Here is a 22945-nt window from a genome sequence, read left to right on the forward strand (position 1 = left end):
AGCAAACTATTATTGAGGGAAAAAGGTGGCTTGTAACATGTCTGAGCAAATCTACGTCGGTGTCGACTTGGGCGGAACGACCATTAAAGTGGGCATCTGCAATCAAGCGGGACAGCTGATTCAAACGTATGAAGGTCCCACGGAAACAGATAAAGGCGTCGATACGGTTATCAACAATATTGAGAAATATGTGCGCCATATCGTGGAGCAGTCCCCTTACAGCTGGGATCAGCTGGCGGGCGTCGGGGCCGGGGTTGCCGGATTTACGAACGTCCGTGAAGGGATCATCATCCTCGCGCCGAACGTAGGTTTCCGGGATGTACCGATTCGTTCCATTCTGGAGCAGAAGATTGGCAAGCCGATCAAAATAGATAATGACGCGAACGTGGCGGCCCTGGGCGAGGCTTGGAGCGGCGCCGGACGCGGCATCGACAACTGCGTATGCTATACGCTCGGAACCGGCGTTGGCGGCGGCATCATCATTAACGGCCGAATCTATCAAGGCTTCTCCGGACTTGCCGGTGAGCTGGGACATATCTCCGTCGTGCCGGATCTGGAAGCCATTCAATGCGGATGCGGCAAAATGGGCTGCCTGGAGACCGTCTCTTCCGCAACGGGCATTATCCGTATGGCCAAAGACGCCGTTGAGCGCGGGGACCGCACTTCCCTGTCGATGGTTGAGAACATCGCGGCGAAGGAAGTCTTTGATGCAGCCAAAGCAGGCGACGAAGTGGCGCTGCGGATCGTGAACCGCGCCGCCTTCTACCTGGGCAAGTCCATGGCTGCGGTTGCGGCGATTCTGAATCCGGAAGTATTCATTATCGGCGGCGGCGTATCGAAGGCTGGAGACATCCTGTTTAACGAAGTCCGGGAAGTTTATGCGAAGCTGACGCCGGAACCGCTGCAGCGCGGGGTATCGATCCTTCCTGCCGAGCTCGGCAACGATGCGGGTATCGTCGGTGCGGCCGGTTTGCTGCTCCGTTCGTAATGAATCCTGCGAGGTCGCCCATGGGTTAAAATGAGGGGTGACCTGGGTATACCAAGTATTAACGGGCCCATATTCCATAAGGGAGGGGAAAGCTGATGCTGGAGGAGAATAATACTGCGTCGGCCATGGCCACCCTGATTATTATTACAGGCATGTCGGGGGCGGGTAAATCCTTGGCCGTACGAAGCTTGGAGGATTTGGGATTTTTCTGTGTGGATAATTTACCGCCGGTGCTCATTCCCAAATTTGCGGAACTGATTGAACAATCGAAGGGGAAAATCGCCAAGGTGGCGCTGGTCATTGACCTGCGCGGCCGGGAGTTCTTTACGGCCTTATCCGAATCATTGAATTATATTAAGGACCATTTCACGATTCATTGCGAAATTCTGTTCCTGGAGGCGACCGATTCGGTCCTCGTGCAGCGTTACAAGGAGACCCGCCGGCGGCATCCGCTTGCGCCGGAGGGCATGCCGCTGGACGGCATCCGGCTGGAGCGCAAAATGCTGGAGGAGCTCAAGAGCTCGGCTACAGTGGTGCTCGACACGAGCAATATGAAGCCGGGACAATTGAAGGACAAAATTATCTCGAGATTTTCCCACTTGGAAAGCAATACCCTTTCGGTCAACGTAACCTCATTCGGATTTAAGTACGGTATTCCGATCGATGCCGATCTGATCTTTGACGTCCGCTTTCTTCCGAATCCCCACTATGTGGATAGCCTGCGTCCACACACCGGTCAGGACAGCGATGTGTATGACTATGTCATGAAGTGGCCTGAAACCCAGGCTTTTCTGACGAAGCTGCTGGATATGCTGCATTTCTTGATTCCCCAATACCGTAAGGAAGGCAAGAGCCAGGTGATCATCGGCATCGGCTGTACCGGCGGGAAGCACCGCTCGGTGGCGATTGCCGAGTACCTGGGCAAAATGCTGGGAGCCAGCGAGACCGAGACGGTCTCCGTCAGCCATCGGGATTCCGAACGTGATCGGCATTAAAGAGAGTGGAAGTGATGACAGTGGCAGAACAAAGAAGTGACCGTCCGCGGATCGTCGTGATGGGCGGGGGCACCGGACTGTCGGTCATGCTCCGGGGACTGAAGGAAATGCCGCTAGACATCACGGCTGTCGTCACCGTAGCAGACGATGGAGGGAGTTCGGGCATCCTTCGCAGCGAGCTGCAGATGCCCCCTCCCGGGGACATTCGGAACGTCCTGACGGCACTGGCCGACGTGGAGCCGCTGCTGTCGGAAATGCTGAGATACCGGTTCTCCAGCGGCTCAGGCCTGGCCGGGCACAGCCTGGGGAACCTGATTTTGGCAGCGATGACCGACATCAGCGGCGATTTTGTAACGGCTGTGCGCGAGCTCAGCCGCGTTTTTGCCGTGCGGGGGCGGGTGCTTCCGGCGGCGGGCGAAGCCGTGATCCTGAACGCAGAGATGGAGGACGGCACCATTGTGACCGGTGAGTCGAAAATTCCGGAAGCCGGCGGCCGGATCAAGCGGGTGTTTCTGGAGCCGGCCCATGTCGAACCGCTTCCGGAAGCAACCGAGGCCATCCGGGAGGCGGATGCCATCCTGATCGGCCCGGGAAGCCTATATACGAGCATTCTGCCGAATCTGCTCGTTCCGAAGCTGGCCGAAGCGGTCATGTCGTCGGACGCGATCAAGATTTTCGTGTGCAACGTCATGACACAGCCCGGGGAGACGGACGGCTACACCGTAAGCGACCATCTTCAGGCGGTATATGACCATGTCGGCAAGCATTTGTTCGATTATGTCATCGTGAACAGCGGCGAAATTCCGCCCCAGGTGCAGGACAAATATGCCGAGAAGGGCGCGAAGCCGGTGGAGCTCGATTACGACGAGGTCACCAGTCTTGGCTATAAGGTCATCGCCGATACGCTGGTCCTGTTCCGGACCTATCTGCGCCATGACGCCGACAAGCTGAGCCGGCATATTTACCAGCTGGTTCAAAATTGGATTAAACGAAAGAGGTGAGTCCCGTGTCGTTTGCGGCGCTGACTAAAAAAGAACTGACCATGATCGAAGCAGAGCCCTGCTGCGAAAAGGCTGAATTGTCGGCACTGATCCGGATGAACGGGGCCGTCCAGCTTTCCAATAAAAAGGTGATTCTGGATATATCGACAGAGAACGCAGCCATCGCAAGACGCATTTACACATTGATCAAAAAGCATTTCCAAGCGCATACCGAGCTTCTTGTGCGTAAAAAAATGCGTTTGAAGAAAAATAATGTGTACATCGTACGTATTCCTGCACAGGTTCAGGAAATACTGAAGGAGCTGAAGATTGTCTCCGAGGGCTTCCTGTTCACCTCGGATATCCATCCGGATCTGGTCCGCAAACCATGCTGCAAAGGGGCGTATTTACGCGGTGCCTTTATGGCAGGGGGCTCCGTGAACAATCCGGAAGGGTCGTCATACCATCTTGAAATTGCCTCGATGTACGAGGAGCACTGCCAGGCCCTTGTAGACCTCGCCAATGAGTTTCATCTGAACGCCCGTTGTATAGAGCGCAAGAAGGGGTTCATACTGTATATTAAGGAAGGCGAGAAAATCATTGAATTTTTAAGCCTGATTGGGGCCCATCAGGCCTTGTTCAAATTCGAGGACGTGCGGATCATGCGGGATATGCGGAATTCGGTCAACCGGATCGTGAACTGTGAAACCGCGAATTTGAACAAGACAATCGGGGCCGCCGTCCGGCAAATCGATAACATCAAGCTGCTCCAGAAGGAAGTGGGCCTTGATAATCTGCCGGACAAACTTCGGGAAGTGGCCGAAGTGAGATTGGCCCATCCCGATATGAACCTGAAGGAAGTCGGTGAACTGCTGAAGGGCACCGTCAGCAAATCCGGTGTGAACCACCGGCTGCGCAAGATTGACGAAATGGCCGAGAAGATTCGTGGCGGCTGAGCCTTTTTTCTTCTAGTTTCCTTCATGGTATAATGGTATAATGTTATAAAATGTGTTGTGTGTGAGCTATACAGATTGATCTAATAGGGGGTAAGTTTCCATGACAAAGCACCCGGTAGTTGTCCGTTTGAAAACGGGTCTCCATGCCAGACCGGCAGCATTGTTCGTCCAAGAAGCGAATAAGTACTCGTCTGAAATTTTCGTGGAAAAAGATGATAAAAAGGTGAATGCCAAGAGTATCATGGGAATTATGAGCCTTGCCATTAGCTCGGGTACGGAAGTAAACATCAGTGCTGAAGGTGCGGACGCAGAACAGGCTGTAACCGCTTTAGTCAACTTGGTGGGCAAAGAAGAGCTTGAAAACCAATAATAAACAATTATAGAATGGGCCCTGCGGCTGCGAATATGCGGCGCGGAGGCCATTTTCTGCACAAAGCAGTCCGTTTCTCCTTGGGGAGGGCGGGCTGTTTTTTGCTGTCTGGCGGGGTCTGGGACGATTTGGCTCTTATAAAAATAAATCTGCCGTCCGATATCATAGCTATAGCCGTTCATGTAAGCGGCGGCAGCGGGGAAGCCCGGATGCATTTATTTTGATAAAGAGGGGTCAACGTATGGGGAAATGGAACAGTACCACAACCAACACAGATGATGCTGAAGGATCGGGGAAACTACGGAGGCTGACGATCGCGGAGCGGGACGCAATGGGCAGAAACCGGATTCTGCTGATCGCGATTCTGATCTCCACGCTGATGGCTGTGTCCACGGTCAAGCTGGGAAGTCTCGATAATCTGACGAGTCTCAACAACTTAAGCTTCTTGATTGATTTGGTAGTTCTGCTGGTAATGGTGTACAGCCAAGTCCGGCGTAAGCTGATTCATCAGGCGGCCGTTATTGCCATTACGGGGGTGGCCCTGACGATCCTCATTCAGGCGTTGGATTCCACCAGCCCGAGCAGCTTGTTTTCCATATACTATTTGCTCGTGTTGGCGCTGATCACCTTGCGTATTGTATTAACCTCGATCACGATGCTGTACGGCTTGGGGTTGATGCTCTACCTGTGCCTGCAAAAGGCTGATGAGGTTCAGCTCGGAACCGGTTCGAAGGACGGACCTTTAACGGTCATCATTATGTACGCACTTGTATGCGTCATGGTGTTCCTGCTGCTGCGGGTGACCCGGTCCTTGATGAACAATATGAAAGCGGCAAGCGATCAGACTGAGCGGCTGCTGGCTGAGCAGAAGGAACAAAAGGAACACGTACTGGGCAGTGTGGCTGCGGTGACCGGCAGCATCGACGACTTGACGCAGGCCGTCGAGGATAATACCGCCTCGTTCCAGCAGATGAACGTCGCCTTTCAGGAGATATCGGGCGGGGCATCATCCCAGGTGGATTCCACCTATGCCATTAACGAGTCCATTAAGCAGATGAACGAGATGATCAAGCAGATGTCCAGCTCGACGGATACGCTGCTGAGCCAGACAGGTACGGCGAACCGGCTGTCGGAATCCGGCAAGGACAAAGTGGAGCAGCTGAACGAAGCGATTATCGAATTCAAGGAAGAAATCGGCGCCATGTCGCAGGATATCCAGAGCTTGACCGGAAAGGTTCATGAAACGACGCAGTTCAGCCAGACCATTCAGGAGATTGCGAACCAGACCAACCTGCTGTCGCTGAACGCCAGCATTGAGGCGGCGCGGGCAGGCGAGCATGGACAAGGTTTTGCCGTGGTGGCCCGGGAAATTCGCAAGCTGGCGGAGAATGCCTCGGACTCGGCGGAGAAAATATCGCTCCAGCTACACAGCTTCTCCGAGCTGATGAGCGACACCCTGATGCGGATGGATCAGGTTGCGGAGCGGATGCAGAAGAGCAGCGAGATGACGCATGAGACGTACGAAGCCTTTGAATCCATAAAAGAATCGGTGGCCGGACTGCTCCAGATTTCCGACGGGTACCGCGGATTGCTTCACGAAGTGGAGACGTTCTCGGGTTCCATTGACGAGTCCACTTCGCATCTCGCGTCGGTGAACGAGCAAACGTCGGCGACGCTGCAGGAATTGTCGGCCACATTGCAGTCCCTCCTCGGCAACAATGAGCAGAGCCTGGCCGGCATTAAGGAAGCGCAGAGCCACTTGAAATCGATCGTCAGCTGACCGTTTCATAGGCAAAAGATTATTTTTCTAACATGTGCAACATTTAACAGTCCCCTACGTCTAGTAGACAAATACAGTTGGAAGGTGAGGGCGGCTGCGCAGGCGGTTTGACCTACAGGCTGCGTCCGTGCTTGCGCTTTCGGCTATATGGATACACTGGAAGTATATAAAGGGAGGCTGAAGGTAATGAAAACATGGCTGAAACCGGTAGGTTCCGTGTTGATCGCAGGAGCGCTCTTGGCTGGAGGTGCGGGCGTCACCGGACTGGGTGGCTCGACCACCGTCTATGCGGACCAGGATGTACAGCGCAATGTCATCAATGTTGTGGGCAAAGGTGAGATTTCGGTCAAGCCGGATATCGCATACTTGTCGATCGGTGTGGACTCGCAGGCGGCAACGGCACAAAGCGCGCAAAAGGCAACGGCAGACAAAATCCAAAAGATCACCGCGCTGCTGAAGACGACGTGGAAAATCGAAGACAAAGATATCAAGAGCACCACGTTCTATGTGCAGCCGAACTACACCTACAACGAGAAGGACGGACAAAAAGTGACGGGCTATACGGCCCACCATACGCTGCAGGTATCGTACCGCGACCTGTCCAAGGTTGGACAGCTGCTTGACGCCGCTTCCGGTGCGGGTGCCAACAACATTGAAAGCGTACAGTTCTCTGTTGAGAACCGTGACCAGTATGAGGCACAAGTGATTGAGAAAGCGATGGCTAACGCTGATCTGAAAGCGGGCGCCATTGCCAAGGCCGCCAAGCGCCAGCTGGGAGTGGTTCTGGTCGTGAGCCAGGGCGATGCGCAGAACCCGATCATTTATGCCGAATCTTCCATGGCCAAAATGGCTGCGGACAGCAACGCCGGCAACGCCACGTCGGTGGAGCCTGGCGAAGTAAAAGTATCGACGCAGCTGAGCGTGCAGTACGAAATGAAATAAGCACGGGCTGATTTGGTCCGAGCCAAGCCGCCGTTTCGGGGACAGACGTCCCTTGAAGCGGCGGCTTTTTGCGCAGATGTGGGTCCCGATCCCCCCTTTTCCAGCGGGAAAACACAGAAAGGTATTGTACCAAGGGTCAAAAAACGTTATAGTGAATATGCGAAAATTTGTACATGCAGCAACAGTTTAAACAACTTCCGTTGAATCGTAACGGGGAAAAATAATTTACCGAAAAAGCCATACCCATGGATATGGCTTTTTTCTTAGTAATGGATAAGGGGTTGATGCATATGATTGAACTTGTCCAGATTGAGAAGCAATTTGAAGGACAAGTTGTCGTGCATCCGCTGTCACTGAACATTGAAGAAGGGGAATTCCTGACTCTGCTCGGGCCTAGCGGCTGCGGTAAGACGACCATACTACGCATGATTGCCGGATTCGAACAGCCGACTCACGGCGAGATTATCCTGGAAGGGCAGAACGTCACGAAGCTTCCGCCTAACCAGCGGGATTTGAACCTGGTGTTCCAGCACTACGCGCTGTTCCCGCATATGACCGTCGGAGACAATATCGCCTTCGGTTTGAAAATGAAAAAGCTGCCCCAGGCAGAGCAAAAAGCACGGGTTGCTGAAGCCGTCCAGATGACGCAGCTAACCGCGCTTACTTCGCGTTATCCGCATCAGCTGTCCGGCGGACAGCAGCAGCGGGTGGCCATCGCGAGGGCTATCGCGAACAAGCCCAAAGTGCTCCTGCTCGACGAGCCGCTGGGCGCGCTCGACCTGCAGCTGCGCAAGAGCCTGCAATCTGAGCTGAAGCATCTGCAGCGCTCGCTGGGCATTACCTTTGTGTATGTCACGCACGACCAGGAGGAAGCAATGATGCTGTCCGACCGGATCGTGATCATGAACAGCGGCAAAGTCGAGCAGATCGGCACGCCGAAGGACATCTATGCCGCGCCGAAGACGCTTTTCGCCGCGACTTTCGTCGGGGAGAACAACATTTTCAGTTCCGGTTCGGAGCTGTTTGCCGTACGGCCGGAGAAGCTGCGTCCAAAACGGGAAACCGAAGGGGTCCGCAAGACCGGAGTCATTCAGGATGTGCTGTATCTTGGCAACGTTCATAAGCTAACCGTCCAGCTCGATGGCGAACCGATGATGGTGACGATCGCTCTGGACTTCGAAGATGAGATCGTTTGGAAGGTTGGGCAGCGGATCGGGGTGGACTGGAATCCGCGGGATGAGGTGGTCATCGGGGCATGAGACGATCCAAGCTGCTGATTACGCCGGTTCTGCTGTGGCTGGCGCTGTTTCTGCTCGTCCCGATGGTGATCGTCGTGGTCATGTCATTGATGAGTCGCGACACACTGGGCAATGTTGTCTTTCATTTCTCGCTGAACGGGTATAAAACCTTTTTCGACTCTCTGTATCTCGGCATCTATTGGGATACGTTAGTGCTGTCGGTGGCGACGACCGTCGTATGCTTGTTGGTCAGCTACCCGCTCGCTTATTTTATCGCCAATGCCTCTCCCAGGGTGCAGACCTGGGGACTGGTGCTGATCACGATTCCGTTCTGGATCAACTTCTTGATCCGGACGTACGCCTGGGTGCTGCTGCTGCGCACGCAGGGTGTGGTGAATACGCTGCTGATCCATTTTGGATGGATTCAGGAGCCGCTGCAAATGCTGTATACCAAAGGCGCGGTGCTGCTTGGCATGGTCTACAACTTCATACCGTTCATGGTGCTGCCGATTTACGTCGCACTGGAACAGATGGACAAGCGGCTGCTGGATGCGGCCAGCGACCTGGGGGCTACCCGCTGGAAAGCGTTCCGGCACATCACGCTGCCGCAGAGCAAGTCCGGGATCATGACCGGCTGTGTCCTGGTCTATGTCTCCACGACGGGGATGTTCGTTGTCACGGACATTCTTGGTGGTGCCAAGTCGACGATGATCAGCAACATCATCCAGCAGCAGTATCTGGGGGCACGCAACTGGCCGTTCGGCTCGGCGCTGTCCGTGATTTTCGTCATCACGTCCCTCATTCTGATCCTGCTGTTTAACCGGGCGATGCAGTCCCGGGCGGACCGAGCGAAGGAGGGGAGAACATGAAGAAAAAAAGTCATCCCCTGCTGGGGATTCACTCCGTGCTGATGATGATCTTTATTTATGTGCCGATCATGCTGATTATTATTTATTCATTTAATAACACGAGGCTCAGCGGGGACTGGGAAGGATTTACGTTCGACTGGTACGCCTCGCTGATGACCGATGACCACGTGCTTGAAGCGCTGATGAACAGCTTGACCGTCGGGATCGTATCCACGATCGTAGCGACGCTGCTAGGAACCGTGGGCGCCTTGTCCCTGCGGGGGCTTGGCCGGCGATGGAAGGTCAGCATGAACGGACTCATGTACCTGCCCGTTATTATTCCCGACATCATCATGGGGCTGTCGCTGCTGGTGCTGTTCAACCAGATGCATGTTCCGCTGGGTAAAGCGACGGTTATCATCGCCCATATCACGTTCAGCATGTCGTACGTCTATGTCGTCGTGACGGCCCGCCTTGCGGGAATGGGCAAGCAGCTGGAGGAGGCGGCCGCCGACCTTGGCGCCACCCCTTGGCAGACGTTCCGCCATGTAACGTGGCCGCAAATTTTTCCGGGCGTCATCTCGGGGGCGCTGATCGCGTTTACGATGTCGCTGGACGACTTTATGGTCAGCTTCTTCGTAGCCGGGCCAAGCTCGACTACGCTGCCGATTTACATCTACGGCCAGGTGAAGCGGGGAATCTCGCCGGAAATTAACGCACTTTGTACGCTGCTGATCGTGGTGAGCGTCGTGCTGATTTTGCTGGCGCAGTTTTTCCTCAACCGCGGCAAGGGCCAGAAGAAGCATAAAATGCTGCCGATTTAACGCAGCTGCAAGATATTAAACTATTGATGGAACTATTGATTGAACTACAGGATATGGACTACACGCTATAAGGAGAAAGAGAGGAGATATGTTACTGTGAAAAGAAAGGGTATCGCCGGTCTCGTACTGGCTGGGGCACTCGCCCTCGTGTCGGTTGCATCCCTGGGAGGATGCTCATCTTCCAAGGAGACGCTTCATATTTACAGCTGGGCTGACAATTTTGACGAGCAGGTGCTCAAGGACTTCGAGAGTAAATTCAACGTCAAGGTTACGTATGACAACTATGCGAACAACGAGGATTTGCTGGCCAAAATCAAGGCGGGCGGCGGCGGATACGATCTGATCCAGCCTTCGGACTACATGGTCCGGACGATGATCGAGAACAATTTGCTGGAACCGCTGGACAAGAACAACATTCCGAACTTCGAGAACATTCAGGAATCGCTGAAGAACCCTGATTTTGACCCGGGCAATAAATACTCGATCGTATACACTTCCGGCGTAACGGGTATCGCGTATAACAAAAAATACGTGAAGGACACCATCGACAGCTGGGAGGATCTGTGGGACCCGAAATACAAGGGCAAGGTCCTTCTGCTGGACGACAACCGCGAAGTGATTGGCATGGCCTTGAAGAAGCAGGGGCACTCGAACAGCTCCCAGGATGAAGGCGAGATCAAGTCGGCCGTGGACGACCTGAAGAAGCTGCTGCCGAGCGTTCTTGCTTTCGACACGGATACCATCAAGCAGAAGATGATTCAGGAGGAAGGCTGGATCGGAACGGTATGGTCCGGCGACGCGGCTTTTATCGCGAAGGACAATCCGGATGTGGAATATGTCGTGCCAAAAGAGGGCGGGACGATCTTCTCGGATAACTATGCGATCCCGAAAGGGGCCGAGCATAAAGAGCTTGCCGAGAAGTTTATCAACTACATGCTCGATCCGCAGGTCAGCGCAAAGAACTATGAATCGATCGGATACAGCGATCCGAACGCCAAGGCGATGGAGTTCCACAGCGAGGAATATCGGAACAACCATATGATCAACCTCTCCGAAGAAGAGCTGGGCCGGACGGAATGGCTCGGCGACGTAAAGGATACCCTGCAGCTCTATGACCGTTACTGGACGGAGCTGAAGAGCGGACGGTAAGTAAGCAGAGGCCTTACAACGGCCGTTATATCGTTTAAGAACAATTGCCCTGTTTCGGGAACCATGCTTAAGCTGGATTTCGGAACGGGGCATTGTTATTATTTCGTGAGCTTTTTAAGTCCTGGCGCGGTGCTGTTGTTCTATGAAGGGGGAAGACATGATCGCAAGGCCCGTGGCCGATCGGATGAAGAAACACAAAGTTAACGTAAAGGTTAAGAGAGTTATACTTTTGGCTGGCGTAAACGACAATACTGTAACCCCGGTTGTAAACAAATCGGCGGAGCTCTTTTTTATAATAGGGAAGTGGTGAATTTGGGTAATAAATCATATGACTAGCACAAGCAGCAATGTTTGGAGAGGAGATTTGATAGGGATGAACAAGGGAATGAAATGGGGAGCCGCGGTACTGGCCACAGGCGTATTGATCGGAAATGCCGGCGTGTTTGGGGGATCGCAGGTGTCGGCTGCAGCCTCAAAGCCGGTCGTAAAGCCGGCTGCGCAGCCGGGAGTGGCGTTGAAATATAACGGCAAGGTGCTATCGCTGCAGGGGAAATTGGTTGACGGGGTCACCATGATCCCGGTGTCCATTTTGCGCGATGCCGCCGGTCTGCCGCTGTCTTATAATCCGGGTATCAAGACGTACACTGTCGGATCCGGGGTAACGAAGCTGAACCTGGAGGTTTCCGACTACGGGGTCAGCGCTTATATCAACGGAAGCTATGTCGGGGACAATTCGAACAACTACGAGGGTAAATTGATCGACGGCAAGCTGTACGTCCCTTTCAAGCTGCTGAACGACTATATGGGCTTCCAGGGCGTGTATAACGTGTCTTCCAAGACGTTGAGCCTGTCCAAGCGTCAGATGAACCAGGTGGCAATCTCCACCGAACTCATCAAGGCGAGCGACGCCAATGCAACGATTCTGATCCGTTATCCTCAGTTAAGCGGGCTGGCTAACGCGGACGCCCAGGAGGCGATCAACAAAGTATTTAAAGACAAGGCGGAAGCGTTCGCCACAGAAGCCAAGGCCAAGGCGAAAAAGCGCGACGCGAAGGTGGAGCACCCGTATGAGTTCGACGGAACGTTCCTGGTTACTTATAACCGCCAAGGCGTCCTGAGCATCGTGACGGATTCTTATGAATACACAGGCGGAGCTCACGGGATGACGGCTCGCGAAGGATTTACGTTCTCGCTGAAGGACGGCAAACAGCTGACGCTGGACAGCCTGCTCCACAATTCGGCCGACGCCAAGACCAAGCTGGACAAACTGCTGAAGCAAAAAGCGACCAAAGACGGCTTCACAGACGGCTTCAACGGGCTGAAAAAGGACGCGGACTTCTATGTGAAGGAAAGCGGATTGACGATCTTTTTCCAACAGTATGAAATCGGGCCGTATGCCGCCGGCTTCCCGACGTATACGTTCAACTTCAGCGACCTGCTGCCGAAGGGAACGGATCCGTTCGAAGCAGCGAAATAATGGAGCCGATGCAGCTGAGATGATGTAAGCGATTCTGATGATATAGAACATTTATCCCAACGAGCGTCGGTCAACGATCCTCAAGCGGATACTTTAAGCAGCCAAACCCCCGTTAAACCTATAACGGGGGTTTGGCTGTTTTTGCTGCGTGGCGGCAGCCGGTCATATTTTTCGTTTGCGGGGCAAAAACAAGGCGACAAGCGCGCCAAGGAGAATGCCGAGCGCCGCCAGATAAATGGCTGTCCGATTCCCCTCAGCTAATGCTTGGCGAAAAGCTTCACCCGTCAGTTGATGCGTACCCGAGTTCGCGATGGCGATCAAGATGGCAAGCCCGATGGCATTGCCGATGTTTAAGGTAGTCGAGGCCATCCCGGACGCGACGCCTTGGTCCTCGGGGGCTACGCCGTCTGAAGCCGTGATCCACATGGCAGTCCAGGTGATGCCCTGGCCGATCCCGGAAATTACAAGGCCCGGAACGATCATTAGGTAGCTGCTATCCGTGTACGCACCTAATGGAATCAGTATGGTTCCGACAATTCCGATGATCATGCCGATAAGCAGTGTGCTTCGCGCCTCCAAACGGGACGCCAGCCGCTCGCCGAGCTGGGTGCCCGCGGCAATTGCCAAGGAAGGGATAATGAAGGCAAGCCCGGTTTGCAGAGCACTGTATCCGTGCACATTTTGAAATAAGGTTGTCAGGAAGTAAGGTAAGGCACCAAACGTCCCCATGTAGATGAATGTAATGACCATGCTGGCAGCCAAGCTGCGGTTACGGAAAAGATGGATCGACATTAAAGGAGCGGTACTGCGTATTTCGATCAGGGCAAAGATCGACAAGAGGATCAGGGAAAGGGCAGCACAGATGATCATTTCCGTGGAGGCCCAGCCCAATTCGGGCCCCTGGACAAGAACATATACCAAGAGAGTGGCGCCTGCGGTTACCGTGGCGGCGCCGGGAATATCGAAATAGCGCTTTTGATTCCGCCGTTTATCACGGGGAATGACGAACAGCGCGGCTAGTGCAACGATTCCTGCTAATGGAACATTCACCAAAAAGACCGCTTCCCAACCGAATGCATTGGTCAATACCCCGCCCAGGATCGAGCCAATCGTCAGGCCGCTGGCTCCGGCCCCGCCCCATACGGCAAGAGCGCGGTTTCGGCGCGGACCTTCCTCAAACAATCGGTTGATCAGCGATAACGTGGCCGGAAACAGGAACGCCGCTCCGATACCCTGGATGGCACGGGCTATAATGATGACGAGCGGGTCCCAAGCCAAGCCTCCCAATAGCGAAGAAAGGGCGTAAAGGACCAACGCAAAAATAAACATTCGCTTTTGTCCCAGCATATCGGCAGCACGTCCTCCAAGAAGCAGGAAGCCCCCGCAGAAAACCGTGTAAGCACTGACCACCCATTGCAGGGACTGTTCCGAGAAGCCAAGGCCATGTCCGATCTCAGGCAAAGCGACGAAAACGATATTGATGTCGAGCCCGTAAATCAGCTGTGCTAGAGCAAGCAGTGCCAAACTCCATCCCATGCCCCGCTGCTTGACGGAAGCCATTTCGGATTTAGAGCCGCTTAGCCGAGTTTGTTGATCGGTAGACATTCGTAGTTCACCCCTATAATTCAAATTATTTTGAAATGATTGGATCGGGAACATTATATTTCAAAATAATTTGAAATGTCAACAAGGATTTACGCCGCGAAGGTAATCGAGTATTCTGAAACGAATAGAAGGGGAGACCAATACGTACGGCAGTACGACAATCCCAGAAAAAATCCCCTCTGAGCAAACGGCAGTGCGCTTTCCTGCACTTGTCTGCTCAAAGGGGATTTTGTTATGGAGCGGAGCTCCTTCTGTTTACTTGCCTGAACTTATACGTCAAACACGAAGTCGTCGTCGGACAGCGGCTCGATGTTGATCGCGCGGACGTAACCGTTGCCTTTTTTCGAGAAGAAATCATGCTGCTTGGTGTGGGTGCTGATACCATTGAAGACGATCGGGTTGATCGGCTCTTCCGGGAAATGCGGCTCGAAGCCGAGATTCATCAGCGCTTTGTTGGCGTTATAGCGGACATAGGCTTTCACTTCCTCCTGCAGTCCGATCGGGCTGTACAGGTCATCCGTATATTTCACCTCGTTCTGATACAGCGTCTCAAGCAGCTCGTACAGCTCCCGGCGCAGCTCCTCCTGCTCTTCGAAAGAGAACTCCTGGAACAGCTCCTGGGCCAGCGTGCCGACGTACAGGCCGTGGATGCTCTCGTCGCGGATGATCAGGTCGATGATTTCGCCGCTGCTGGTCATTTTGCCCTGGCCGGCCAGGTAAAGCGGATAGAAAAAGCCGCTGTAGAACAGATAGCTTTCCAGGAAGACGGAAGCGGCCATCGCCTTGTAGAGATCGCGCTTGGTTTGAATGTTCACGTACCAGGATTCGATGCTCTTCGCTTTGAACTGCAGCTGCTCGTTGTCCTCCACCCAGCGGAAAATGGCGTCAATCTCCTCCGTCGAGGCGAGTGTGGTGAAAATGCTGCTGTACGATTTGGCGTGGATTTGCTCCATCATCGACATGAAGCCGAGCACGGCTTTGCGCTGCAGTCCTTCCACATGCTCCAAAATTTTCGGCATGCCGACGCCGCCCTGCAGCGTATCCAGCAGCGTCAGTCCGCCAAGCACATGCTTGTAGGCGGTGCGCTCCTCGTCAGTCATTTTGATCCAGTCCATTTTATCGTCGGACAAAGGGATTTCGTCGTCGGTCCAAAACTGCATGATGTTCTGCTGCCAGAACATGAGCGTAAAATCGTCATCGGGCCGGTTCCAGTTTACTGCTTTCATCAGACCATTGCTCCTTTTATAGAAGAAGGCGACAGGGGCTGTTCAAGCCCCCGCCGTCGCCTTGCGTAATATTCGAATTTAGACGGCGCAGCTGGTGCACTCTTCGATGGACAATTTTTTCGTCCGGGTGTAGTACAGCGATTTCAGCCCTTTCTGGGCGGCGTAAATATAGAAACGGGACAATTCCCGGGTCGATACGGTGCTGTTGACGTGCAGCACGGTGGAAATGCCTTGGTCCACATGCTGCTGGATTTCCGCGATCATGTCGATCAGGCGGAACTGGTCGATATTGTAGGCCGATTTATAATACCACTGCGTTTCCGCGCTGAGGAACGGCATCGGGTAATATGTCGTCGAGTTGGCGTAGGTACGCGTTTCGATATGCTCGACGATTGGCATGACGCTGGACGTCGCGTTCTGGATGTACGAGATGCTCTGCGTCGGCGCGATCGCCAGACGGTAGGCATGGTACAGTCCGTGCTTCTGAACAAGCACCTTGAGCTGCGCCCAGTCCTCAGGGGACGGGATCTCGATGCCTTCAAACAGCTGCTTCACGCGTTCCGATTGCGGCCGGAAGTCCTTTTCGAGATAGCGGTCAAAATAGGTACCCTTCGCGTACTCGGACTTGTCGAAGTCCCGGAACGTTTCGCCGCGATCGCGCGCGATTTCCATGCTTTGCTCCAGCGAGTAGTAGTTCATCATCATGAAAAAGGTGCTCGCAAACTCGCGCGCTTCCGCGCTCTCGTATGCGATTTTGTTCTTGGCCAGGTAACCGTTCAGGTTCATGGCTCCGAGGCCGACGGAGTGCAGCTCCTTGTTGGCGAGGCTCACGCCCGGCGCGTTCTCTACGCGGGAGTGATCGCTGACGACGGTAAGGGCCTCGATGCCGACACGGACCGATTCCTTGATTTTGCCCTGCTCCATTACGTTCACGATATTCAGCGAGGCCAGGTTGCAGCTGATGTCCCGGCGAATCACATCGTCGACACCGTAATCGTTAATTTCCGAAGTCTCCTGCAGCTGGAAAATTTCCGTGCACAGGTTGGACATTTTGATCTGGCCGACATCCTTCAGCGCATGCACCTTGTTGGCGTTCGATTTGTTCACGATGTACGGATAACCGGACTCGAGCTGGATCGAAGCGATTTTCGTCAACATGTCGCGGGCGCTCATGACGGTTTTCTTCGTCACCTGGTCATTGGCGAGCAGCTCGTCGTACATTTCGTCCATGTCCAGGTCGTCCAGATGCTTGCCGTAGGCTTTATACACCGAGTAGGGGCCAAAGACCACAAGCGGCTTGTTCTGGGCGGCGAGCTCGTAAAATTTGTTTGGGACAATCAGCCCGATCGACAGCGTCTTGATGCGCAGCTTCTCGTCGGCGTTGATTTTCTTCGAATCGAGGAACTCGATGACATCCCAGCCGAAAATGTTATAGTATCCGGCACCCGAGCCTTTGCGCTGGCCCATTTGGTCGGCATAGGAGAACGCGTCCTCCATCAGCTTCAACACCGGCATGATGCCTTTGGCCGCTCCGGCCACGCCTTTGATCGGTTCGCCGCGCCCACGCAGCTTGGACAAATTGACGGCAACGCCGCCGCCGATTTTGGACAGCTGCATGCAGGTGCCGAGCACGTAGTTGATCGAATTGAGTGAATCGTCCATTTCCAGCAGGAAGCAGGAGACCAGCTCACCGCGGCGGCTTTTGCCGGCGTTGAGGAAGGTCGGGGTAGCTGGCTGCAGCCGCTGCTCGATCATCGCTTCGGCGATACGGAGCGCTTTACCGATATTCCCTTCGCCCAAGTACAACGCCACGATGGCGACGCGGTCCGGATACTGCTCCAGGTACTGCTTCTTGTCGTTGGTTCTCATCGCATAGTCCTTGTAGAACTTCGAGATCGCCATGTAGGACTGGAATTGGAAGTCGCTGCTCCCCGTCAGGTTGAACACGGACTCGACTTCGTCGTAGGTATAATGCTCAAACACGTTCTCGTAGTAGTCGTTGCTGATCAGGTAATCCAGCTTCTCGCGCAGGGAGCCGAACTTCATCGTATCGCGCTCCACTTCCTCCATAAAGGCGGCAACCGCCTCCCGGTCCTTTTCCAATTGAAAGTAACCGTCCGATCCGCGCTGCATAATTTCGTTGTTGAGTTCAATATGCTTCAATGCTCCGCACCCTCTCTTTGAAAATCTCCGTATCCCGCATCGTTCCCGAAAGCTCAAACTTGGTGATGACCGGCACATGGTACATCTCCGATATCGTATCCGCGCTTTTGGCGAAACGAGGCCCCCAGTTCCGGTTGCCGCTGGCCGACACGCCGCGAAGCATGCGGTTGTTCTTCGACAGGAAGTTGGACACTTTCTCGGGCACCTGCCCAAAACCCGTTGTATACGTTACGAGCACGTAAGGCTCATTCACCTGCTCCTGCTCTTCGATCGGAATGGCTCTCATGTTCAGCTTGTTGACAAAGCGTCTGACATTGCCGGTCTTGGAATCATAGACGATTAGCATGATCCTTCACTCCTGAATAATGTTCTCTGCCGTGGTCACGGGCGCAAAAAAAACGTCTATTGACGTCATTGTAGATAACCACACCACATATCGTGGTCGTTATTCTTGTGATCACAGAATGGTTCAGCTTCGCTGAACATGAAATCCCTTAATCCCAGAACTACACCGATAGACTGGGATAGAGGGAAAATATGTTATATATACTATGCCGATGGAAATCAATATGTAGATGATATTTGGCATGTAGTAAGAATAATACATCAATATATTGATGTGGTCAAGCCTATGAGAATCATGATCATGGGTGCGCTTGCAGCCTGCTTGATGCCTTGAAAAACAAAAAAACAGGGAGTCTCCCGGCGATCCGTAAGCGGATCGATTCGGAGAGATTCCCTGTTTTTCTTCGGTTCCAAAGCCGCGAATATTTACACGCCTTGGATTGGAGTGCTTTCCAGAACTTTATCGATCAGTCCGTATTCCTGCGCTTCAGCTGCGCTCATGAAGTAGTCACGGTCGGTGTCTTTCTCGATGCGCTCCAGCGGCTGTCCGGTACGTTCGGACAGGATGCGGTTCAAGGTGTCGCGCATTTTCAGAATGCGGCGGGCGCGGATTTCGATATCCGTAGCCTGGCCTTGCGCACCCCCGAGCGGCTGGTGGATCATGATCTCACTGTTCGGCAGGCCGAAGCGTTTGCCCTTGGCGCCGGCGTTCAGCAGGAACGCGCCCATGGAAGCGGCCAAGCCTACGCAGATTGTAGATACGTCCGGTTTGATGAACTGCATTGTATCGAAAATCGCCATACCGGCCGTAATGGATCCGCCGGGGCTGTTAATGTACAAATGGATGTCTTTCTCCGGATCTTCGGCTGCAAGGAACAGCAGCTGGGCGATGATAGAATTGGCGACCACGTCATTGACTTCGGTGCCCAGGAAAATGATGCGGTCTTTCAGCAAACGGGAATAGATGTCGTAAGCCCGTTCACCCCGGTTGCTTTGTTCGACGACCATAGGAATATAACTCACGTGGAAAACCTCCCTTAATTGGCTCAAAATAGGTCATTCTATACATACTGTTACCGTATTAACCACATGATAAACAATTTCAAACAAAAAGTCAAAGAAAGTCAAACTCAAGGTAAAAAAAATAGCCATCTGATTGGCTGTGGTACGTTTGGTTAAAAACATAACGTAGAACGGTTGCCGTTCTGCGTTCTCTTCTATTGAAGAAAAATGGCGCGCCCGCGAGGAATTGAACCTCGATCTCAGGCTTCGGAGGCCTACGTCATATCCATTGGACCACGGGCGCAAAATTCAATAGCAAGAGTTATTATATGATAGCTTGCCTCAAAATGCAAGGGTTAAGTTATTAAAATTTTTGAATCAGGAAAATGCTGTATAGGAGGAAAGGCTGATGTGAATTATAGTCAGTGGACTACTTGCAACCAGCGCCATTATTGAGTAGAATAGTGGTGGGACTTAAAACGTTGACCCGGGACATTTTGGGGCCAGGGGAGAGAGGGAAGCGAAGTTGCAGGAGTGGAAAGAAATGCGGGATATATTAGAGATACAAAAGCAGCTTCTGCCTGATCTCGTGGACGTTCTCAAGACCAGATATACCATTCTTCATCAGATCATGCTGTCGGAGCTGATCGGCCGGAGAACGCTCGCTGCATCCCTGCATATGACCGAGCGGGTGCTGCGGGCCGAGACGGATCTTCTCAAGTCCCAGGGCCTGATTGAGATCGAGAGCTCTGGGATGAGGGTCAGTGAGGCGGGAAGCAAGCTGCTCGAACAGATGGAGCCGATGGTGAAAGTGCTGTTCGGACTCAATGATCTTGGCGAGAAGATCCGCCAGACGTACGGCTTGCGCAAAGTCGTGGTCGTGCCCGGGGATTGCGAATCGTCGCCGCTCACGAAGCGTGACTTGGGACGCGCGGGTGCCAAAGCGCTGCTTGGCGTCATGAACCAAGGGGACACCGTAGCGGTGACTGGAGGCTCAACGCTCGCCGAAGTGGCGGAGCAGTTGACGCCGCAGGCGGCCGTACCGATGAAGAACAGCTGGTTCGTGCCAGCTAGGGGCGGACTTGGCGAAAGCGTGGAGTTTCAGGCGAATACGATCGCATCCACCATGGCCAAGCGCGTCGGCGCGCAGTACCGGCTGCTGCATGTGCCGGACCTCCTGAGCGATGAAGCGTATCAGTCGCTGGTGCAGGACCGCAACATCCAGGAGATCGTGCAGGCGATCAGGCACTGCCGCATCATCATGCACGGCATCGGGGACGCGATGGAGATGACCCGCCGCAGAAGGCTGGATCCCGCCGCCGTGGAGGAGATCCGGTCGGAAGGAGCCGTAGCCGAATCCTTTGGCTACTATTTCAATGAACAAGGCGTTGTCGTTCATAAAATGATGACTTTGGGGCTGCGGCTGGAGGACATTATGCGGACCGAGACCGTCATCGGCATTGCGGGCGGCCGAAGCAAGGCCAAAGCGATCCATGCGGTGCTCAAGTTCGGCCACGAGGACATTCTGGTGGTTGACGAAGCGGCCGCTATCGAGATCTGCCGGGAAATTGGCAGCGAGTAAACAACATTCCTTTTGATGTCATGACAGGTATTTACCTGTTTTGAATAAATAAAATACGAACTTTTGGGAGGACTATTCAATGAGTGTAAAAGTAGGCATTAACGGTTTTGGACGTATCGGACGACTCGCTTTCCGCCGTATTCAAAATGTGGAAGGCATCGAAGTTGTAGCCATCAACGACCTTACTGACGCTAAGATGTTGGCCCATCTGCTCAAATATGATACAACGCAAGGCACTTTCAACGGAGACATCGAAGTTCACGACGGCTTCTTCAAAGTGAACGGCAAAGAAGTTAAGGTTCTGGCGAACCGTAACCCTGAAGAACTTCCTTGGGGCGATCTTGGCGTAGACATCGTTCTCGAGTGCACAGGCTTCTTCACAACGAAAGAAGCTGCTGAGAAACACCTGAAAGGCGGCGCTAAGAAAGTTGTAATCTCCGCTCCGGCTACAGGCGACATGAAGACGATCGTATACAACGTTAACCATGAGACACTGGACGGAACTGAGACAGTTATCTCCGGCGCATCTTGCACAACGAACTGTCTGGCTCCTATGGCCAAAACGCTGAACGACAAGTTCGGTATCGTTCAAGGCTTGATGACAACGATCCACGCTTACACTGGCGACCAAAACACCCTGGACGCTCCGCATCCAAAAGGTGACTTCCGTCGTGCGCGTGCAGCTGCAGAAAACATCATTCCTAACTCCACTGGCGCTGCAAAAGCGATTGGTCTGGTTCTTCCAGAACTGCAAGGCAAACTGGACGGTGCCGCTCAACGCGTACCTGTACCAACAGGTTCCCTGACTGAGCTCGTTACAGTTCTGAACACCAAAGTAACGGCTGACGAAGTAAACGCAGCAATGAAAGAAGCTTCCGATCCAGAAACTTACGGCTACACTGAAGACGAAATCGTATCTTCCGACATCAAAGGCATCACGTTCGGTTCGCTCTTCGACGCTACTCAAACGAAAGTGTTGACTGTTGGCGACCAACAGCTGGTTAAAACCGTTGCTTGGTACGACAACGAAATGTCTTACACTTCCCAATTGGTTCGCACATTGGCATACTTCGCTAAGATCGCTAAGTAATATCGGCCATCCCATAGCGAAAACATCCCGAGCGGAAACAGGCATCCTATGTTTCCGCTCTTTAAAATATAGAATGCATAAATTTTCAGCGGGGCTGAGCCATTCTATAATTGCAAGATAAATGTCCTAACATGCTGAACCACGGGGCTGAGGAGACTGTCCCGTTAAAAATATGGGTGCGGAGGGAAACAATACGATGAACAAGAAGTCTGTACGTGATGTAGAAGTAAACGGCAAGCGCGTATTCGTGCGCGTTGATTTTAACGTGCCATTGGAAGACGGCAAAATTACTGACGATACACGGATCCGTGAAACGCTGCCAACGATCAACTACCTGATCGAGCATGGCGCGAAAGTGATTCTGGCCAGCCACATGGGACGCCCGAAAGGCGAAGTGGTAGAATCCATGCGTCTGACACCTGCGGCAGAGCGCCTGTCCGAGCTGCTCGGCAAATCGGTTGCCAAGGCTGACGAAGCGGTTGGCGACGCGGTCAAAGCGCAAGTGGAGAAGCTGAACAACGGCGACGTGCTGCTGCTTGAAAATGTCCGCTTTTACCCTGGCGAAGAGAAAAACGATCCGGAACTTGCGAAGCAGTTCGCTGAGCTGGCTGACCTGTTCGTAAACGATGCGTTTGGCGCCGCTCACCGCGCACATGCTTCGACCGAAGGCATCGCCCATTACCTGCCGGCTGTTTCCGGCCTGCTGATGGAGAAGGAGCTTTCCGTACTCGGTAAAGCACTGTCCAATCCGGAGCGTCCTTTCACAGCGATCATCGGCGGTTCCAAGGTTAAGGATAAAATCGACGTGATCGACAACCTGTTGAACATCGCGGATAACGTACTGATTGGCGGCGGCCTGTCCTATACGTTCATGAAGGCACAGGGCTATGAAATCGGTCTGTCTTTGTGCGATAATGAAAAACTGGATGTCGCGCTCGGATTTATCCAAAAAGCGAAGGATCTCGGCAAAAACTTCCTGCTTCCGGTTGACATCGTCATCGCGGACGATTTCAGCGCCAGTGCGAACGTGGACATCGTAGAAGTCGGCAACATCCCAGAGAAATGGGAAGGCGTGGACATCGGGCCGAAAACCCGTGCCAAATATGCGGAGATCATCAAGAACTCCAAGCTCGTGGTATGGAACGGACCGATGGGCGTATTTGAAATCGATCCTTTCTCCAACGGTACACGTGAAGTGGCAGAAGCCTGCGCCCAAACCGAAGGCTACACCATCATCGGCGGCGGCGACTCGGCGGCAGCGGCAGAGAAATTCCATCTGGCTGACAAAATGGATCACATCTCCACCGGCGGCGGCGCATCCCTCGAGTTCATGGAAGGCAAGGCTCTCCCTGGCGTCGTGGCACTGAACGACAAGTAAGCAAGAA

The 22945-nt window shown here is 53.5% G+C and carries 20 protein-coding genes and 1 tRNA gene; 15 read left to right on the forward strand and 6 right to left on the reverse strand.

Features of this window, described 5'->3' with window-relative positions; translation table 11 throughout:
- Positions 1–37: 37 nt before the first annotated feature.
- The 12 genes from K2F33_RS07360 (at position 38) to K2F33_RS07415 (ending at position 12547) form a co-directional block, all read left to right on the forward strand.
- A complete protein-coding gene (locus tag K2F33_RS07360) occupies positions 38–988 on the forward strand; it encodes an ROK family glucokinase (RefSeq protein WP_076173175.1) in 951 nt (316 codons plus the stop codon).
- A 95-nt stretch (positions 989–1083) separates the two neighbouring features.
- Complete coding sequence (rapZ, locus tag K2F33_RS07365) at positions 1084–1983, forward strand: RNase adapter RapZ (RefSeq protein ID WP_076173174.1); 900 nt, start codon at positions 1084–1086, stop codon at positions 1981–1983.
- 14 nt (positions 1984–1997) lie between these two features.
- Entirely contained in the window at positions 1998–2984 is a 987-nt protein-coding gene (locus K2F33_RS07370) for a gluconeogenesis factor YvcK family protein (protein ID WP_076173173.1), read from the forward strand.
- A gap of 5 nt (positions 2985–2989) precedes the next feature.
- Entirely contained in the window at positions 2990–3919 is a 930-nt protein-coding gene (whiA, locus tag K2F33_RS07375; protein ID WP_076173172.1) for a DNA-binding protein WhiA, read from the forward strand.
- Positions 3920–4019: 100 nt separating this feature from the next.
- A complete protein-coding gene (locus K2F33_RS07380; protein ID WP_076173171.1) occupies positions 4020–4289 on the forward strand; it encodes an HPr family phosphocarrier protein in 270 nt (89 codons plus the stop codon).
- 241 nt (positions 4290–4530) lie between these two features.
- Positions 4531–6069 (forward strand): methyl-accepting chemotaxis protein, encoded by a 1539-nt coding sequence (locus K2F33_RS07385; RefSeq protein ID WP_263881325.1) that lies wholly within the window; start codon positions 4531–4533, stop codon positions 6067–6069.
- Positions 6070–6255: 186 nt separating this feature from the next.
- Entirely contained in the window at positions 6256–7011 is a 756-nt protein-coding gene (locus K2F33_RS07390) for an SIMPL domain-containing protein (protein WP_105445128.1), read from the forward strand.
- Between the two features lie 284 nt (positions 7012–7295).
- On the forward strand, positions 7296–8270 hold the full coding sequence (locus tag K2F33_RS07395; RefSeq protein WP_280117387.1) for an ABC transporter ATP-binding protein: 975 nt from the start codon (positions 7296–7298) through the stop codon (positions 8268–8270).
- Complete coding sequence (locus K2F33_RS07400; RefSeq protein ID WP_263881326.1) at positions 8267–9118, forward strand: ABC transporter permease; 852 nt, start codon at positions 8267–8269, stop codon at positions 9116–9118. The genes K2F33_RS07395 and K2F33_RS07400 overlap by 4 nt, the downstream gene beginning before the upstream one ends.
- On the forward strand, positions 9115–9921 hold the full coding sequence (locus K2F33_RS07405; protein WP_263881327.1) for an ABC transporter permease: 807 nt from the start codon (positions 9115–9117) through the stop codon (positions 9919–9921). Before K2F33_RS07400 ends, K2F33_RS07405 begins: the two co-directional genes overlap by 4 nt.
- Before the next feature lie 111 nt (positions 9922–10032).
- On the forward strand, positions 10033–11070 hold the full coding sequence (locus tag K2F33_RS07410; RefSeq protein WP_373319031.1) for a polyamine ABC transporter substrate-binding protein: 1038 nt from the start codon (positions 10033–10035) through the stop codon (positions 11068–11070).
- 373 nt (positions 11071–11443) lie between these two features.
- Positions 11444–12547: a PdaC/SigV domain-containing protein gene (locus tag K2F33_RS07415; protein ID WP_263881328.1), complete on the forward strand. Its 1104-nt coding sequence runs from the start codon at positions 11444–11446 to the stop codon at positions 12545–12547.
- Positions 12548–12709: 162 nt separating this feature from the next.
- On the opposite strand, the gene K2F33_RS07420 is transcribed toward K2F33_RS07415, so the two are convergent.
- From K2F33_RS07420 to K2F33_RS07445, 6 genes are all read right to left on the reverse strand, one after another.
- On the reverse strand, positions 12710–14152 hold the full coding sequence (locus K2F33_RS07420; protein ID WP_263881329.1) for an MFS transporter: 1443 nt from the start codon (positions 14150–14152) through the stop codon (positions 12710–12712).
- A gap of 269 nt (positions 14153–14421) precedes the next feature.
- Complete coding sequence (gene nrdF / locus K2F33_RS07425) at positions 14422–15378, reverse strand: class 1b ribonucleoside-diphosphate reductase subunit beta (protein WP_263881330.1); 957 nt, start codon at positions 15376–15378, stop codon at positions 14422–14424.
- A gap of 78 nt (positions 15379–15456) precedes the next feature.
- Positions 15457–17541 (reverse strand): class 1b ribonucleoside-diphosphate reductase subunit alpha, encoded by a 2085-nt coding sequence (nrdE, locus tag K2F33_RS07430; RefSeq protein ID WP_263881331.1) that lies wholly within the window; start codon positions 17539–17541, stop codon positions 15457–15459.
- Complete coding sequence (gene nrdI, locus K2F33_RS07435) at positions 17528–17887, reverse strand: class Ib ribonucleoside-diphosphate reductase assembly flavoprotein NrdI (protein WP_076173159.1); 360 nt, start codon at positions 17885–17887, stop codon at positions 17528–17530. The genes nrdE and nrdI overlap by 14 nt, the downstream gene beginning before the upstream one ends.
- 425 nt (positions 17888–18312) lie before the next feature.
- Positions 18313–18909 carry an ATP-dependent Clp endopeptidase proteolytic subunit ClpP gene (gene clpP, locus K2F33_RS07440; RefSeq protein WP_076173158.1) on the reverse strand — a complete coding sequence of 199 codons (597 nt, stop codon included), beginning with the start codon at positions 18907–18909 and terminating at the stop codon, positions 18313–18315.
- 208 nt (positions 18910–19117) lie between these two features.
- Positions 19118–19192, reverse strand: a tRNA-Arg gene (locus K2F33_RS07445).
- 240 nt (positions 19193–19432) lie between these two features.
- Between K2F33_RS07445 and K2F33_RS07450 the strand changes: the two genes are divergently transcribed.
- The 3 genes from K2F33_RS07450 (at position 19433) to K2F33_RS07460 (ending at position 22938) form a co-directional block, all read left to right on the forward strand.
- On the forward strand, positions 19433–20470 hold the full coding sequence (locus K2F33_RS07450) for a sugar-binding transcriptional regulator (protein ID WP_116233090.1): 1038 nt from the start codon (positions 19433–19435) through the stop codon (positions 20468–20470).
- A gap of 79 nt (positions 20471–20549) precedes the next feature.
- The gene (gene gap / locus K2F33_RS07455; protein WP_076173156.1) at positions 20550–21560 is read left to right on the forward strand and encodes a type I glyceraldehyde-3-phosphate dehydrogenase; all 1011 of its coding nucleotides are present in this window, start codon (positions 20550–20552) and stop codon (positions 21558–21560) included.
- A 196-nt stretch (positions 21561–21756) separates the two neighbouring features.
- The gene (locus K2F33_RS07460; protein ID WP_263881332.1) at positions 21757–22938 is read left to right on the forward strand and encodes a phosphoglycerate kinase; all 1182 of its coding nucleotides are present in this window, start codon (positions 21757–21759) and stop codon (positions 22936–22938) included.
- The last annotated feature ends 7 nt before the right edge of the window (positions 22939–22945 follow it).

This window comes from Paenibacillus sp. PSB04, from assembly GCF_025809195.1.
GTDB classification, from domain to species: domain Bacteria; phylum Bacillota; class Bacilli; order Paenibacillales; family Paenibacillaceae; genus Paenibacillus_AQ; species Paenibacillus_AQ favisporus.